Genomic DNA, 15,438 nt, shown 5'->3' with positions numbered 1-15,438 from the left:
ATACTAGGCGGTTTTGTCGGAGCTACTAAATTCTTATAGCTACTCAGGTCGAACTTATAATTAATCTTTTTCAACGCCACCGTAAAGGGCTTTAATTAGTTTATCAGTGACGCGCCATTTGACCGGAAATTGGTATCCATTAAGATTTGATAGAAAAATAACGTTAACCTCTTCGCTAGGCAATCTCAAAATGTCTGACTGAAACCCCTTTAGCTGACCTGGGTGCCCCAAGGTTAGATGCCCCCCCACTATTTCCGCTCCAACTCCGAATCCATACTTGACGGAAGGCACGAAGCCATTATCAAATTTATAGGGTTCAATGAACTCCTTGTAAGTCTCTTCGGGTAAAACCTTACCGTTATGAAGCGCTTCGTTCCATATAAAAAGGTCATTTACTGTTGAGCAAAGGGCAGCAGCACCATTATAGGTTTTCATATTTGTATCTATCTCCCTATATGGCTTTTCGTTTTTAAGCCCATAACCTACTGCAATTGATGGGTTCTCAGATCGGTTAGCGTAAAGCCCCGTATTATTCATTTTAAGAGGTGAGAATATTCTCTCTCTCATAAAGGAATCGAGCGACTGGCCACTCACCTTTTCAACGATTAGCCCTAGAACAAAGTAACCATTGCTGCTATACCGCCACTCCTTACCAGGTTCGAAAAAAACGCCTTTTTTAGATATATACGACAGGTGCTCTTGAGGCTCTACATATTGATCAATAGGGAATGGAAAATCTTCATCTCTTTCCTGATCCCACATCCCCGAAGTATGAGTTAGCAAGTTTAGAATAGTTATCTTCGACGAATTTGGTAGATTTGGAAAAAACTTACTCAGCTTATCGCCTATTGACAACTTTCCTTCATTAGCAAGAATTAACACAGATACAGCGGTGAATTGTTTGGTGATTGAGGCGACTCTGTAAACAGTATCCTCACTGTTTTTAATACCCTTTTCCACATCAGCTAAACCAAAGCTGCCTTTTGAAATGATTTTTCCGTGCTTCGAAATTAAGTATGAAAACCCTGGAAGAGACGGTGCCGAGATTTCTTTAACGTAGTTTTCTAGTGAATCTACGTAAATAGAAGCGTCAGGCTTTGTATCATTTGATGCGTACGCGAAGTGAGCGATAAAAAATGAACAAATAGCTCCTATTAATTTGATAGCCACTTTACTGTTTTTTCTTTTATTCATGAGACCACTCCATAATCTAATAGTTTGTTTGACGCAGTTATGGTAGGAATCCCATTTACATAGAACCCCCCATGCAGATCCGGACGTGCGGTTTTCCCGCATCCGGCTCCTCGGTTGTACTCGCTCTCGCAGTGCATAGCTTCCATCATTACATCCATACCCGTTTATCCGTTTGTCTTTGTTTGCACTGAGGAAACGCGAGCGATCGGTATTTAATAAGCCGCTTAAGATTGGCCCACGTGATACTTTTCCTTCCGCTACGCCGATTTAACCATTTGTACAGCAATTTTACTACGTGATCGTATACCGAGTACAGGCTATAGAAGTTCCCGACTGCACCAAAATAATTATTGTGCCCTCGTAGCTTCACTGTCAGTAAATCCATTAACTCCGACGTTTTCATATGTCGAAACTTTTTAATAAATTCACTGTAGCTTGCTTTCGTAGTGTGTAACTTTTTTCTTGCTGTTCGACGGAACAATCGCGCCTCTCCACCTTTGTCTTTCTCCCAATAGAAGTCAAAACTCAGGAAGGTGAATGCGCTCTCCATCGTTGGATTAAATCGACTGAACCGGATACAGTTTGTTTTCTCTTCGGCCACCTCAAGGTTATACTTCGTCAACCTCTTTGGCAAAACCTCGTAGAACTTCTCTGCGTCGCTTTTGTACTGAAAACCACAGACAAAATCATCTGCGTACCGGCAGATAAATACATCGCCGTCGCATCGGGGCTTTACTTCTTCTTCAAACCACTCATCGATTACGTTGTGAAGATAGATGTTGGCGAGTATCGGTGAGATACTTCCCCCTTGCGGTGTCCCCTCTTCAGGCACCACCACTTCACCATCTTCTTCTAATATACCGGCTTTCAGCCACTTGGATATCAAACGTAAAAATCGTTTGTCATCCACGCGTTTTGCAATAAATTCAAGTAAGATATCATGATCAATATGATTGAAAAATCCTTTTATATCCGCCTCTACGATATATTTAATACGTCCAAACTGGAGTCTGACGGCTAGGTCATCAGCCGCTCGACGTGCATCGCGGTTGGGTCGATAGCCATAACTAAAGTCATAGAAGTCTTGCTCGTATATTGCTCCCAATAAATAACTCCCTGCGGTCTGAAGAAGCTTGTCCTCCAACACAGGAAGCCCTAAGGGCCTCGTTTTTCCAGGTGCTTTAGGTATGTGTTTCCTTTTCACCAGCCTCGCTTTGTAGCTCTGTCTTTTTAATCGCTCAATTAAGTCGTCAGTGTTGCTATCAAAATGTTTCTGATAGTCCTGGTAGGTGACGTTGTCCACTCCAGGGGCTGCCTTCTTGTTCATGCGACCAAATGCGTGCGCTAGATGTTCTTTATCTAAGCAGCGCGACAAATCTCGAAAGCGATACTCTGGTTCTTGCTTTGCTTTCTTGGCTATTCCTCGCAGTGAGGGAAGCTCTAAGTATTCCCAATCTTCAGCGTCGGGTATGAGTGACCTTTGCAAGCTACGTACTCCCGTCAAATCCTTCCCCATGTAGTTGGCTCTCCCAACCTCAGAGTACTATGGTTGATCCGACTTCCACTTAACCATCGGTCGCTATTCCTTTTACAGAACTCGCAACTTTCCTTACGCAGTTTAATTAATTCCAAGCACCAGCGTAGTCCTGTTTCCACAGCGCTTCGTGTCTCTAGCAATTCAGTTATCGGAATTAATGTCATAAGGGGAATAAATGGATCTCTCAAGTTCTCAAATGCATCTCTATGTACATGCCACAACCTTTTGACTCCGGAGGCCCTCCACATCCTTACCCGTTACGGATGCTTCTGTGTAGACTTCGGCGGGCGTTAAACCCCTCGCCGACCCCAACTTTCATTTCGAAGCTGTCTGCTATGCCAGTTCTAAGGGTCTGCGTGACCCCTACGGCCTATACATTTCTCTGTGTACGCTTCACCTGTTTTGTTCAAGCTCTTGAGAAAAAAAAAATACATTTTTCTTCCCGCCTTCCGCCACAGGCGCAACACTCGATACGGGTGACTGGTTAGGTCTTGCCCGACAGGGACTTGCACCCTGCAAGATGCATCAAGATTAAACTTGACGCTCTAACGCCAACATAACCGGCGCGAGGTACGAGCGTCCGGCGCCGTAGGCGCGTAGTTGATGTTTTTGTTAGGGCTGATTTAAATAATCCCCACGAAGTTGAGCACTGAACTGGTTTTTTACTTCGGATAAGAGCACTTTAAATCTTTGACGAATTTGACCATTTTGGTCAATTACCCATCGAATTTCATCTTCACTGAGATTGTCTAATCGTTCACGCTCTCTTCTAAGCTGTAGAAGCTTAGATTTTCCAAATTCGAATTGTTCAAACTCAGTAAATAGTTCAATGAGTCTATTGTAGTGCAGCTCTTCTATTATCAGAGCGCCTTTTCTAACTTCATATTTTGCGTCACTCAATGATTTAGCAAAGTTCCTGACATATGCTCTTGTAGCAGCTGCCCACAATTGATCTGCTGATTTTTCTAGATCGCATAGCGCAACCCAAACACTATTGTATAAGTTGAATTGTGATTCTGAGTAGCGTAGGAATACTGACTTGTTTTTTTCTACATCGAGTTGATATTGAGACTTAAGCTGTTCCAATGCGATTTGGTATTTATTCTTATCTTCTTCTAATATTTTTGAGGCCCAAACCTTACCAAGCCAGGAAGAAAGGCCCATCAAAATAGCACCGGCACCACCTATTGATACTAATACTGCCCCGCCAATTTCTACTACTTCCGTGAAACTCATAGACTCTCCTTCGTGGCCCTAACGCCTGCCATATGCGGCAAAATTTTTGTTGATTGTTTTGCGCTAGCGTAGCGTTAAAGCGCTAAACAAGCGACGAAAAGTTTGTCCAGCCAGCTTGCTGGCGGTGCATGATGGCTTTGTTATGCATTATGCTTTGGTAAACTTTACCTTCTTAAATTCATTTTGATTGAATAGTTTAAGCACACTTGGCCTACCAATTTCACCATTACCACTGTCCATTACTTCGTCGATTGCTTCATTTAAAAAATTGAATAAATGTTCAGCTGGAGGCTCATTATTTGTAATGCACTCATTTATAACTTCTTGAGCTCGTTGCTCAAAGGTGCTTCTCATTCCTAACACTGCGACTTTATTCCACGGTATTTCTTCTTTTACTAGACCAATTTCGTATATTCCCTCGTTGTTTAACTCCTGCTTCATTCGGAACGTGTATAGTTTATGTATTTTTGAAACCGGACAGTAAGCACCCGCTGCAAACTCTGTATACATAGAGTTAAAATCATCTTGATCTAATTGATAGCGCTTAGCGGAGGTCAAAGACTCAAGGATTGAGTATTCAATATTGTTTATAATTACGTCAGCGGTGATTATGGGCTCAATATCGGAAGACAGAAACATATCCTCGTCCCATTGATCAATTCCAGCTCTTTCCTCTATGGGGTTCTTTTGGCAATGCCTAATTACAGTGTACTTTCCCAAACCAAATCGATCTCTAACATGCGTTACCCGAAGATTGCCAAGGTGTTCATTAATGCTGTTCATGACATGTTGTGCAGTTAAGGTGCTCCCTGCAATAGCGATAAAACATAACCCTTCATAACAAGGGTTAATATAGCTATGGAAATACTCCCCCAAAAAATGCGGCTCAAAGATCTTTATAGGAATTGAGTACGTTTTTTTGAAGCCGCCCAATAATGTTTTATAACCATGGGATAGCGGTTTAGTTATGGCCGAATCAGTTGCGACAAATAGACCGGATTGATTGAGTTTCGCCTTATCATTCGTCCATGCAGAAGCATAAGAGTATTTTTTTTCTAGATTGTGACCAGCAATTACTAAAGTCATGGTTTAACTCAATATTCAATGGAGGGCATGCATAACGCCCGCTTCAGCTGCGCCAAAGCCGGAGTGTTTTTGTGTTAATATTTGAGCGCAGCGAGTAACACAAAAACGCGGAGGTTTTGGCGTCAGACTGGAAGCGCTTGTTGAACGAAGCCGCTACGCGGCAAAGTTAAAATCCTTATGTATTAGATAATTCCTCTCCGAGCAAGCCCGCTCGTTAACGAGAGGAATATCTAATGAACAAAACACAGCAAAAACGATTCGATTCACTGTACCGCAAGCATGTTAGCGCATTGAAACGGCAAGGCAAAGCCGATACAACTATCGATGTTTATTCTCGCGCCCTTAGGCGTATTACAGCGTTTTTCGACTGCCCGCCTGATACCCTTACCCAAGAACACTTCGAAGCCTATTTCGAATCCCTTGTTCGCACCCACTCATGGTCTACCGTCAAAGTCGATCGCAATGGCCTCCAATTCTTCTATAAGTACGTACTCAAAAAAGAGTGGAACTGGGTCGAGATTGTTCGGCCACCTAAAGTCAAAACCCTTCCCGATGTGTTAACGCTAAAAGAACTCGAACGCCTACTGAATGGTACCCGGGAGTTACGCTTTCAGGCCTTTATCTTTACTTCGTTTAGTATGGGGCTTCGTCTTGCTGAAGCCCTGAACCTTCAGGTTGGCGATATTGATAGTGAGCGTATGAAGATTCACGTTCGATGCGCTAAAGGTAAGAAAGATCGCTACGTCACCTTGCCGCAGTCAACACTACAGACCTTACGCGCTTACTGGGCAACACACCGCCACCCTAGGTTCCTATTTCCGCGTGGACGCGACGCTCAGGAGCGGCATACAGCAACAGCCGCCATGGACCGAGGCGGTCTTCAGAAGTCTTTTAAGGCCATTGTAAAAGACGTAGGTATTAGTAAAGCGATCACCATTCATAGCTTGCGGCACTGCTACGGTACGCTATTGACAGAAGCCGGTGTAGGCCTACGCTCTATTCAGCATGAAATGGGGCACGAATGCCCAAAGACTACAGCCTTGTATACACAGCTATCCAATCACACAGACGTTAATGCGGGCAAACGCATCAACGCACTCATGAACAAGCTGCGTATTTTGTGGGGCCAAGCATGAGTACGCCAGCGCACACCCTACAAGCTATCACTGAAAAGTATCGAACCCGTTTTGAGTCTCGCTATAGATCCAAGATTAACAAAGATCAATGGTCGGCCTTGAACGCCATAACCGGTTGTCGTAAAGGGCAGTATGGCGAACTAGGCACAACCTGTTCTTCTTGCCCCTACAGCCAAAACATTCCGCAATCATGCGGGCATAGGGCCTGTAATCAATGCCAATATGGCAGCACTCAAGACTGGCTTGAACGGCAATTACAAAAACAGCTGCCCGTAGATTACTACATGGCGACCTTTACGTTGCCAAGCGAGTTAAGAGCCCTATCAAAAGCCCATCGTAAAACGGTATACAGGCTTTTACTCGAATCGGCGACGAAGACTCTAAAGACATTCGGGCTAAATAAGCGAGGCTTTGAGGCAGAACTGGGCATGTGCGCAGTATTGCATACTCACTCACGACGCCTCGACTACCACCCTCACGTTCATATTGTCATTCCTGGTGGTGGCCTGCACCGCCGCCGAAAGGAATGGCGCAAGCTAAAAGGCAAATACCTATTTAACGGCCGAGCCCTCGCCAAGGTATTCCGAGGAGTCTTTTTAAAGGCACTCAATGATGCGGGGCTACCACCTCATAAATCACCTAAGAAATGGATTGTTCAGTGCACTAAGGTCGGACGAGGTAAAGAGGCGCTGCAATACTTATCGCGGTACTTATACCGCGGAGTAATCGCCAACACCAATATCGTTGCCGACGACGGCACCCACATTACGTTTCAATACATCGATAGCAAAACAAAGATAAGAAAAACCCGCACGCTACTGGGCGAAGATTTTTTGTATCTTTTGCTTCAACACGTATTACCCAAAGGGTTTAGGCGAGCGCGCGACTACGGTTTCTTACATGGAAACGCCAAGCGTATATTGCGCATTGTTCAGTGGATACTAAAAGTGGATATTGAGAACACCACACAGAAAGAGCCTCAAATGAAAAAGCGAATGATGTGCCCCAAGTGTCATTCAATAATGAATGTAATAGGTAGGCACTGGCTTAAACCATCCCCAAGCTAGCGCACGAATAAAGTAACAAAAAAGCCATTTAAATAGGAGAACCACAACACGATGACGCAGTGATTTTTAATCACCTACTGGGTGAGGACTCTGTTCGCCCAACAAAAATAGTGCCGACAAAAACCGGCACTATTACAAACACCTCCTATCGACTTATTTACTAATAAAGAGCTCGACCACGGGCTTGTTCAACAATGAGATATGTCGCGGCAAGCGCGACATATCCTTATTTGTTATACACTATTTACACTGCCACTCAGAGAAATGAATTCCGAACTCACCAGATTCAAGTAACTCTTTTTCTCCATGAACAGTTAAAGTTGTTTTTACGTTCGCTCTATAGCTAGGAATATTATCTACATTTAGCGTAAATTGGTGAGATGAAAAACCGCCTTCATATAAGAACCCATAATCTTTTTGGCGAAACTCACCAAGATCAATTTCTTCTACAAGTTCCATATCTGGAATTTCAACTTGGTACTTCAGTGAGATTTTTCCTTGATATTTATCAATAGATGCTTTGGAATCTTTCTCTCTATCACCAACTAAAATATAGCTACAGTATTTTCCTTCTCGTAGTAGATACTCCATTTCAGCCACTACGACACCATTTTCAAAATTTCCATTTGCAAAAGTTCGTACTGATAAAGGGGCCTGATCACATCCTGACAGTGCTATTAGCATGATAAAGATCAACTTAACTTTCACTCGGACTCCTTGGTGTATAACGCCGCCAGCAGCGGCAGCTTACATGGAGCACCTTTTGTGAAACAATGAGCGAAGCGAACACAAAAGGTGCGGAGTGTAAGCTGTCCAGCCCACAACGTGGGCGAGGCTGACTGGCCTTGTTAGGGCCTTAATCTTTAGGGGTACACCGAATGTCATTATTGTGACTCCCTGACCAAGACCTAATTTTTATAGCATTGGCGTAAGGGTACTCCGTATTTTCGGATGGAAATTCACTTTCATGTAAAAGCGTAGAGCCACACCATCTGTCATCACGCCAATAGCTTACGACTGCATACTCATCCGACAATAGTAAATTAATGAAGGACAATGCATCGCCTCCTTCCGGGTTTTCGAAGTCCCAGAAATGCGCGTGATATGCATCAAATGCTACCGTTACCTCATCTTGGATAGTATCAATGCTTAAAGGGCACTCCGTATCTCCGGTAGGCGGAGTAACCTTAATTGGTAAAACTTTTTCACCATCATCTTCTCTGATGCCCGCAAGACTTTCCCATTGAGGAAACTTATCAAATACTTGAGCTGCTATTTTCTTTGAGAATTTATTGAGATCTTCAAGCATTGGGAGCCCTAACGCCGAGCTCACCGGCGCATATTGCGGAGAGCGTTTTTATGTAAAATGGAGCACCGCGACATACATAAAAACGAGCGTAGCAATATGCGTCCGAGTGCAGCGATTTGTTACATTTGCCGAATTCGCAAAGTAAGTGCAACACGCCTGCATCTTCCTTTATATAGGGTGAACTGGGATACTCATGGTTTTTCTCGACCGGCAAGAAGAGGAACCTCATGATGTACCACCAGCTCACCACTGATGAAAGATATACTATAGCGGCCTATTTAAAGCAACGTAAATCTCAAGCCTATATTGCACGGGCCTTAGGCCGCGATCCTTGCACGATCTCCAGAGAGTTAAAACGAAATCGTCGCCCAGACGGTAAATACTGCGCAGCGCGAGCAGTAAAACGTACCTCTCGAATACGGAGGGAATCTCGTCGTAAATGGCAATTCAATGATACCGAGCTTCAGATGGTCATCGCCTTAATACGCCTCGATTGGAGCCCAGAACAAGTTTCCTTGTGGCTTAAGAAGTGCAATATATTATCAATCAGCCATTCGACCATTTATCGCTATATTTGGTACAACATGTTTTATTCAGGGGATCTCTATAAGCACTTACGTCAATCAAGCAAGAAACGCCGAAAAAGATATAGAAGCCCTGACTCTAGAGGCGTTTTAGCCAATAAGGCCCATATCTCTGAGCGACCTCTAGGGGCAGAAAATAAGAGCCGAATCGGTCATTTCGAAATTGATACCGTTCATGGTTCACGCGATCAACAGTAAGCGCCAAACCAACCTCAGGTTAATCCAGCACTACATTCCAAGGTAGCAAAGAACCCATAGTGTTATCACTACTTAGGTTTGGCACCGTTTCAAACACATGGCGCAAGTATTCATAGGGATTCAACCCGTTCGCCTTTGCCGTTTCTACCAGACTATAGATATTTGCACTGGCACGTGCGCCAGCCTGACTTTTTGCAAAGAGCCAGTTTTTCCTGCCGATCGTAAATGGGCGTATTGAACGCTCAGCTGCATTATTATCAATCGGGTACGAGCCGTCTTCAACGTAATTGGTAAGCCTATTCCATTGATTAGCGAGATACACAAGAGCTTTACCCAAAGCTGTTTTCGGCGGCACCGTTAATAAACTTTTATCCAACCATTTTCTTAGTTTTTCCAGGGTTGGTTTGGCCTCCTTTTGCCTGATTTCAAAGCGCTTATCCGGGGGATCATGTTTAGTTCTAGATTCGATTTGATAAAGTTTTTGTATATAGTTTATTGCTACGTCTGCTTTTCCTGTTTTTTTCTTCAGTTGGGCCTTTTGGGCTTCTATAAACTTTCGGCGTGCATGCGCCCAGCAACCTAAGCGTACTATGTCATAACTATTACAAGCAGGCTGATAGCCATCGTAACCGTCGACCATTATGGCTTTTGTTTGATTGGATAAAAACGCATTGGGTGTTTCTTGTGATCGCGAAGGTGAGTAATGATAAAGGAGCACCGGTTGATCTCCGAAGCTTGCCATTAGCCATAGATAACTTTTACTTTGCGCTTTCTTTCCCGGCTCATCTAAAACTTGCAGCGTGGTTTCATCCAGATGTAATAATTCTTTTTGCTGTAAGTAACTTTGCAATGAATCAATCAGTGGCTGAACAAGATCACCGACTTTAACCATCCAATTCGCCAGGTTTGTACGATCTAGTTCAATGCCGATCCGCTTAAACATCTCACTTTGGCGATAAAGTGGCAATGCATCGCAATATTTTTGCGTCGCAATGTAAGCTAGAAGCCCTGGACTTGCAATGCTCTTCTCGATCGGGAGTTTCACTGAGCGCGCGGCTGTTTTTATGTGGCCTTCGCAGCAAGGGCAAGCGTATTTGAGTCGACGATGACGAATGACTTTTATTTGAGCTGGAATAATATCTAATTGCTCAAGGTCATCGCTACCGATAACCTCAAGTTCTGTTCCGTCATGAGGGCAGACTTTATCTTCTTCGGGAAGGTCGTGAATAATATCTTCCCTAGGGAGCTCATCAGGAATGCTGACGCGCGGCTTGCATTCTCGCTCGTGCGATTTTACGGTTGTTGTTACCGATTCATCCTCAGTGGATACATCTTCGGCGAGAGATTCAGCCTCGTTAAAGAGGCCGAGTTGATCTGGTGATATTTTTTCGCTGGAAGCGGAAAATTTTTTATGAAGAAAAAGACGGATTTGTTCCTTTAACGATTCTACTTGCACATCACGCCTTGCAAGCTCTTCTCGCAATAATTCATTTTCTTTTTCTAGCTTCGCCACGTCATTCATGGCTGTGGATTATACCAAAATACCTATCCTACAGCACTATAGATGAGCTGCTTATGAGGTTTTATTTGTGTGATATCGAACCCGCGTAATAGCCAATGCCATTGTTCACTATCGATTTTTATGGTTTCGCTACTTGAGCGCTTTGGCCATTTAAACTTCTCTTTCTCTAAGCGCTTTTGCCAGAGAACGAAGCCTGTTTCATCCCAATAAAGTACTTTGAGCTGAGAGCGGCGCTTATTACAGAAAACGAAAATGGCGCGGTCAAAAGGTGATAACGCCATATCATCTGATACGATCAACGATAGACCGTTAATGGCTTTTCTGAAGTCCACAGGGTCTCGATGCAAATAAACGTTGATGGAGTTTGACCACTTAATCATGCGAGACTGTGCACTAGAGTCGTAAAAGACTGTAACGGCATGCTGGTAGGGCATTCGATTTTACATCGACCTACGACGATTATTAGGCTGGTTTTTGCGGTGGCCGTTTGCTGCGGCTCGACCTCCAACTCGATGAACTTGGTTTTATCTTGGTTGCGGTGTTTATGTAGCTGTTGATTGAAATAGCGTGAGTTTATGTCACGCTCCTTGCAAAATTGAGTTTGGGTTTTATCGCTAGCCTCAAAATCTACAATTAGCTTTGGCCAATCGTATTTACGGTATTTTCTCATGATGCCTCCTTCGGTGTTATGGGAGGCATTAGAATATCGGGTTATTGAGGTCTCGATAAGGTGTGGTTGGTTTGGCGCTTACGATCAACATTCAATTGTCACGTTAGTTGATCGAAAAAGTAAATACACGATCATTGGCAAAATTAGGAACCGTACGACTGACGAGTTAAATCGAAAAGTTATTCAGCTAATCAAAAAACAGGTTAATCAGGTAAAAACAATTACCGCTGATAACGGTACCGAGTTTCATCAATACAAAAAAATTGAAGACGTCACTAACTCAACATTTTACTTTGCCAACCCCTACCACTCATGGGAAAGAGGGTTAAACGAAAATACCAACGGTCTCATACGACAATATTTACCTAAAGGAGAATCAATGAAGAGCATAACTCAAAAGGATTGCGATAAAATTGCAATGAAACTTAACCGACGACCTAGAAAATGTTTAAATATGGAAACACCGGAGGCAGTCTATGTTCGTTAATCACTTTCATTGCACTTCAGTTGATAACCTGGGCATTTTACTTTTTAAATACGCCTGACTTATATAGCTCATCTAGCATTTTCTGCGCTCTCTTCTTCTGATGCTCTTTAGAATATCCAGACTCTAAAACTAGCTCAATATCAGCTTTCATTGACTGTAGCGTTGCCCTCAGAACCACTTCCATGGCTATAGGGTCATCATTTTTAGCTAAAATATAAAATAGATGTGCTTGAGCAGCACGATCTAGTGAATTTTGTATACCTTCATATACAAACATTTGTGAGATCGCATGCAGCTCGTTTAGTAGTTCTACAGGAACTTCTCTAGTTTCAACTTCTTCCGTTTCTTGTGACCAAGTATTTAGCGAAAAGAAAGCTAGAAGGATTAGTGTAATATTCTTCATGATATTCCTTGATGCATAACGCTTGGTTCTGGCGGGTTTTTTCCGTGCCTTATTTTGTGCCTTAGCACAAAATAAGGCACGGAAAAAACCTCGCCAGGAACCACTTGTTATAAGACGTATCACCACTGCGCCTTTGTTGCTAAAACTATGGCGATAAAGAAATTACAGAATCCGAAGGCCCTAATGGCTCTTTCATTGAACATTGAAATAGATGCCCCCTCTTCAGTTTTAAATTTATTAGAAAACATAAACGGGGCTATACGAAATACAAATACCTGAAACCTAGATAATGTATACATCATCTGTGCAGGCCAGAAACACAGCCAAGAGCCTGCAATGAGGAATACAAAGATCTTAAACAACGACTCTAGCATTAATTGGCCTTATAACGCCGCTATAAAAGGCGCGCGTTAGCGCGTCCAGTGGAGGCCGTTTTTTGGCCGGAACGATTTTTGATAGCTTTGTTAACTGTTTGTGCCAAAACCATAGCTATATAAACCTGGAAACAAAACCCCCAAACCAACTAAAACAAGAACTACAACCAAACCTATGAAAATTGTTTTCGTTGGATGCAATTCACTACCATCAGGATTATCTGCGGCTCCCGGCATATTTTCTGGCATGTGGATTATTTCACCGAATATACCCAGCCCCGCCACGAGAATAAGGGACAGATAAAAGCTAGCCTCAAAGAAGAGCGAAATAGCAATTACTAATACAGCCGCCAGGACAATTCTTATTGCAACCCATTTACTTTTAGTCATGACTCCGTAAATACAGTTAACGCCGCCAGCAACTGACGGAGTGAATTGGCTGCTTTTTTGCGTCCTTTTGCAAAAAAGAAGACAGTTTACGGAGTTCAGATTGACTGGCCTTGTTATGTGCATATTTTCTTTGCTCCGGCCACTACCATTAAGTACTCCTTTTTAGGAAACTTAGCATCACCAACGACTTTTATACATTTTCCGCCAAATTTTGGATGTGGATGATAGAACCATTTATGACTTAGCTTATTCTCCAAATTTTCCGCTGGAATCCAGGCGTAGTTTTGCGGTGCGTATATTGTTGATTTAAAGTCTTCTTCTACTTCATGTTCAGATTGAAGCCAGAATCTAATCCTTTGCTTTATATACTTGTACGAATCTTTAGAAAATTCTGACACAAAAGTCTTGAAATACACACCTAGAATAAACCCACCAAAACCCCATAATATATTTTCTGTTATTGCTGGCATGATTGTTTATCCTTGGTTGCACATAACGCCGGTAGCAATTGCCGGAGTGAGGTGGATTGTGTTTTTGCATCTTTTTGCAAAAACCAAGACAGCTTACGGAGGTCAATTGGCTACCCTTGTTAAGTGCTTACCCCAACCTAAACCGACAATAAAGAAAAACAAAAGTGAAAAACCTACGCTAAAATATGCCAATGATTCTACAAGATCTTGGCCCAAGTGAGAAAACACTAATGACAATACTACCAAAGGAGCGCTAATCGCGACCGCACTTAAATTAATAGGAAAAACTACTCCCAGCCCCTGAGATTTTCCATACCAAAGCCCAACAACTATGCCTGCCACAATGCCAGACAGGCACATTGCATCTTGACCTGAATAGGTGCCAACCAGCTTATACAAACCTACCGTTCCAATAGACATTTGTTCTTGTCAAGTAAAACCGGACACCTATTTTTTATAAATTCCCTGCTAACGCGCTTCACTTGTTGGCTGCAGAATCGAAGTGTCGAACCTGCTCTGTTCGAGCAGAACCGACTCTTCCATTTTGCAGCACATACTTGGATTCTTCGTATTTTATTGGCGATAAATCTTCATTCGCCGAATGCAAACGATGTACATTGTAGTAGCGCATATATTTGCCCACGTCAGTCTTCATGTGCGCTCTTGTCGGCTGCGCAATCTTAAATATCCAATCGTGTTTAAGGCTTCCGAAGAAGCGTTCAACAACCGCATTATCCCAACAGGCACCAACGTCTCCCATACTCGCCCGCATATCGTAAGCCGCTAGAAGTTTTCGATAGCGCTTACTGGTATATTGTGAGCCTCTATCGCTATGAAAAACTAAGCTTTTAGGCGGCTGTCTTAGGTTGTAGGCCTTTATCAGGGCCTTGCTCACTAAATTAGTTGTCATGCGCTTATCAATGTACCAACCAACAATTCGACGCGAGTACAAATCCATAACAATCGCCAAATACATCCAACCTTCGCCGGTCTTCAGGTAAGTGACATCGCCCGCCCAAATTTGATTCGGCCCCACTGGGTTAAAATTCTGATTCAGCAAGTTGTCGGCTACGGCATCCGAGGTTTTGCGTTTAGTTGTCACTTTATAGGCGGTTCGCTGAGTGACCCTTAAGCCAAGCTTGCGCATCAAGTTACGAACCCGATAACGACCAATCTGAAAGCCTTCTTCGCGTAATTTCTTCATCATCTCGCGACTACCCAGGCTATTGCGACTCTGCTCGAAAAGCCACTTCATCCTACGGTGTAGGTGCAAGGTATCGCTTGTTATCACTGTGCCTGGGCGCTTAAGCCAATCGTAATAGGACGTTTTTCCAACGCCCATCACGCGACACAACATAACTACAGGAAAGCGAGGTGATTCAGTCTGAATGAAATCGTACTTTACTTCATTTCTTTCGCAAAGAAGGCACTGGCCTTTTTTAAAATCTCTTTCTCCATGCGCAGCTCTTTGTTTTCCTTGCGCAAGCGCTTAAGCTCGACTCTCTCATCCTCGGCCAGCACTTCACCTGCCTCACTAGACTCCACCTTTTCTTTCCATTTGTAGAGCATGTTGGTTGCGATACCCAACGATTTAGCGGCCTCAGGAACGGAATAGCCTTGTTCTCGAACAAGCGCAACGGCCTCTTCCTTAAACTCTTTCGGGTACTGCTTGTAAGTACGCTTCTGACTCATAATGACACCTTAATTGTTGACTAATATTGTCTCTCATTAAAGTGTCCGGTGCTATTAGACCACTACAATTAGAATCAACATTA

General features: G+C 43.3%; 16 protein-coding genes and 2 pseudogenes. 4 read left to right on the top strand and 14 right to left on the bottom strand.

All coding sequences use genetic code 11. The annotated features are described in order from the left end of the window. Positions 1-60 precede the first annotated feature (60 nt). The 4 genes from H5647_RS09220 to H5647_RS09205 form a co-directional block, all read right to left on the bottom strand. Positions 61-1,194, bottom strand: a complete 1,134-nt coding sequence (locus H5647_RS09220; protein ID WP_045858006.1) for a serine hydrolase domain-containing protein — start codon at positions 1,192-1,194, stop codon at positions 61-63. A gap of 148 nt (positions 1,195-1,342) precedes the next feature. Then, entirely contained in the window at positions 1,343-2,710 is a 1,368-nt protein-coding gene (gene ltrA / locus H5647_RS09215; RefSeq protein WP_082087015.1) for a group II intron reverse transcriptase/maturase, read from the bottom strand. 633 nt (positions 2,711-3,343) lie between these two features. Further along, on the bottom strand, positions 3,344-3,967 hold the full coding sequence (locus H5647_RS09210) for a hypothetical protein (RefSeq protein ID WP_052691966.1): 624 nt from the start codon (positions 3,965-3,967) through the stop codon (positions 3,344-3,346). Positions 3,968-4,114: 147 nt separating this feature from the next. Beyond that, positions 4,115-5,053, bottom strand: coding sequence for a hypothetical protein (locus H5647_RS09205; protein WP_052691965.1), 939 nt, complete (start codon positions 5,051-5,053; stop codon positions 4,115-4,117). Between the two features lie 233 nt (positions 5,054-5,286). Between H5647_RS09205 and H5647_RS09200 the strand changes: the two genes are divergently transcribed. Together H5647_RS09200 and H5647_RS09195 are read left to right on the top strand one after the other, a co-directional pair. Beyond that, positions 5,287-6,189: a tyrosine-type recombinase/integrase gene (locus H5647_RS09200; protein WP_045858005.1), complete on the top strand. Its 903-nt coding sequence runs from the start codon at positions 5,287-5,289 to the stop codon at positions 6,187-6,189. Further along, entirely contained in the window at positions 6,186-7,256 is a 1,071-nt protein-coding gene (locus tag H5647_RS09195) for an IS91 family transposase (RefSeq protein ID WP_052691964.1), read from the top strand. Before H5647_RS09200 ends, H5647_RS09195 begins: the two co-directional genes overlap by 4 nt. A gap of 240 nt (positions 7,257-7,496) precedes the next feature. Here the strand turns inward: H5647_RS09195 and H5647_RS09190 are convergent, their stop codons facing one another. Both H5647_RS09190 and H5647_RS09185 read right to left on the bottom strand, forming a co-directional pair. Beyond that, positions 7,497-7,964 carry a hypothetical protein gene (locus H5647_RS09190; RefSeq protein ID WP_045858004.1) on the bottom strand — a complete coding sequence of 156 codons (468 nt, stop codon included), beginning with the start codon at positions 7,962-7,964 and terminating at the stop codon, positions 7,497-7,499. Positions 7,965-8,112: 148 nt separating this feature from the next. Further along, positions 8,113-8,589 carry a hypothetical protein gene (locus H5647_RS09185; protein ID WP_162926347.1) on the bottom strand — a complete coding sequence of 159 codons (477 nt, stop codon included), beginning with the start codon at positions 8,587-8,589 and terminating at the stop codon, positions 8,113-8,115. A 203-nt stretch (positions 8,590-8,792) separates the two neighbouring features. Here H5647_RS09185 and H5647_RS09180 point away from each other — a divergent pair. Continuing rightward, positions 8,793-9,341, top strand: a pseudogene (locus tag H5647_RS09180) (IS30 family transposase); the annotation flags it as partial. Between the two features lie 25 nt (positions 9,342-9,366). On the opposite strand, the gene tnpC reads toward H5647_RS09180, so the two are convergent. The 3 genes from tnpC to tnpA are packed head-to-tail and all read right to left on the bottom strand — an operon-like array spanning position 9,367 to position 11,539. Then, a complete protein-coding gene (gene tnpC, locus H5647_RS09175; RefSeq protein WP_045857999.1) occupies positions 9,367-10,869 on the bottom strand; it encodes an IS66 family transposase in 1,503 nt (500 codons plus the stop codon). Between the two features lie 23 nt (positions 10,870-10,892). Then, positions 10,893-11,303 carry an IS66 family insertion sequence element accessory protein TnpB gene (tnpB, locus tag H5647_RS09170; protein ID WP_082087014.1) on the bottom strand — a complete coding sequence of 137 codons (411 nt, stop codon included), beginning with the start codon at positions 11,301-11,303 and terminating at the stop codon, positions 10,893-10,895. Continuing rightward, positions 11,246-11,539, bottom strand: a complete 294-nt coding sequence (gene tnpA / locus H5647_RS09165; protein ID WP_045857997.1) for an IS66 family insertion sequence element accessory protein TnpA — start codon at positions 11,537-11,539, stop codon at positions 11,246-11,248. Before tnpA ends, tnpB begins: the two co-directional genes overlap by 58 nt. A gap of 73 nt (positions 11,540-11,612) precedes the next feature. On the opposite strand from tnpA, the pseudogene H5647_RS09160 reads away from it, so the two are divergent. Next, positions 11,613-12,026 (top strand): annotated as a pseudogene (locus tag H5647_RS09160) (IS30 family transposase); the annotation flags it as partial. Positions 12,027-12,063: 37 nt separating this feature from the next. On the opposite strand, the gene H5647_RS09155 reads toward H5647_RS09160, so the two are convergent. The 5 genes from H5647_RS09155 to H5647_RS09135 all read right to left on the bottom strand — a co-directional run bounded on the left by H5647_RS09155 (position 12,064) and on the right by H5647_RS09135 (position 15,355). After that, a complete protein-coding gene (locus H5647_RS09155) occupies positions 12,064-12,429 on the bottom strand; it encodes a hypothetical protein (RefSeq protein WP_162926346.1) in 366 nt (121 codons plus the stop codon). A 464-nt stretch (positions 12,430-12,893) separates the two neighbouring features. Beyond that, the gene (locus H5647_RS09150; protein WP_045857993.1) at positions 12,894-13,193 is read right to left on the bottom strand and encodes a hypothetical protein; all 300 of its coding nucleotides are present in this window, start codon (positions 13,191-13,193) and stop codon (positions 12,894-12,896) included. Between the two features lie 113 nt (positions 13,194-13,306). Beyond that, complete coding sequence (locus H5647_RS09145; protein ID WP_045857991.1) at positions 13,307-13,663, bottom strand: hypothetical protein; 357 nt, start codon at positions 13,661-13,663, stop codon at positions 13,307-13,309. 102 nt (positions 13,664-13,765) lie between these two features. Next, a complete protein-coding gene (locus H5647_RS09140) occupies positions 13,766-14,083 on the bottom strand; it encodes a hypothetical protein (RefSeq protein WP_052691962.1) in 318 nt (105 codons plus the stop codon). 58 nt (positions 14,084-14,141) lie between these two features. After that, positions 14,142-15,355 (bottom strand): IS3 family transposase gene (locus H5647_RS09135; RefSeq protein WP_236074847.1). Its coding sequence is split into 2 segments (ribosomal slippage): positions 14,142-15,106 and positions 15,106-15,355, totalling 1,215 coding nucleotides; the frame shifts between segments, so codons are not numbered across the junction. Between the last annotated feature and the right edge of the window lie 83 nt (positions 15,356-15,438).

It is taken from the genome of Teredinibacter purpureus (assembly GCF_014217335.1).
Lineage (GTDB): Bacteria > Pseudomonadota > Gammaproteobacteria > Pseudomonadales > Cellvibrionaceae > Teredinibacter > Teredinibacter purpureus.
This window is presented reverse-complemented; position numbering and strand designations above follow the sequence as displayed.

Coding starts and splice junctions, on each gene's coding strand:
- H5647_RS09220 (WP_045858006.1), bottom strand. CDS start 1,194: ATGAATAAAAGAAAAAACAGTAAAGTGGCTATCAAATTAATAGGAGCT.
- ltrA (WP_082087015.1), bottom strand. CDS start 2,710: ATGGGGAAGGATTTGACGGGAGTACGTAGCTTGCAAAGGTCACTCATA.
- H5647_RS09210 (WP_052691966.1), bottom strand. CDS start 3,967: ATGAGTTTCACGGAAGTAGTAGAAATTGGCGGGGCAGTATTAGTATCA.
- H5647_RS09205 (WP_052691965.1), bottom strand. CDS start 5,053: ATGACTTTAGTAATTGCTGGTCACAATCTAGAAAAAAAATACTCTTAT.
- H5647_RS09200 (WP_045858005.1), top strand. CDS start 5,287: ATGAACAAAACACAGCAAAAACGATTCGATTCACTGTACCGCAAGCAT.
- H5647_RS09195 (WP_052691964.1), top strand. CDS start 6,186: ATGAGTACGCCAGCGCACACCCTACAAGCTATCACTGAAAAGTATCGA.
- tnpC (WP_045857999.1), bottom strand. CDS start 10,869: ATGAATGACGTGGCGAAGCTAGAAAAAGAAAATGAATTATTGCGAGAA.
- tnpB (WP_082087014.1), bottom strand. CDS start 11,303: ATGCCCTACCAGCATGCCGTTACAGTCTTTTACGACTCTAGTGCACAG.
- tnpA (WP_045857997.1), bottom strand. CDS start 11,539: ATGAGAAAATACCGTAAATACGATTGGCCAAAGCTAATTGTAGATTTT.
- H5647_RS09155 (WP_162926346.1), bottom strand. CDS start 12,429: ATGAAGAATATTACACTAATCCTTCTAGCTTTCTTTTCGCTAAATACT.
- H5647_RS09150 (WP_045857993.1), bottom strand. CDS start 13,193: ATGACTAAAAGTAAATGGGTTGCAATAAGAATTGTCCTGGCGGCTGTA.
- H5647_RS09145 (WP_045857991.1), bottom strand. CDS start 13,663: ATGCCAGCAATAACAGAAAATATATTATGGGGTTTTGGTGGGTTTATT.
- H5647_RS09140 (WP_052691962.1), bottom strand. CDS start 14,083: ATGTCTATTGGAACGGTAGGTTTGTATAAGCTGGTTGGCACCTATTCA.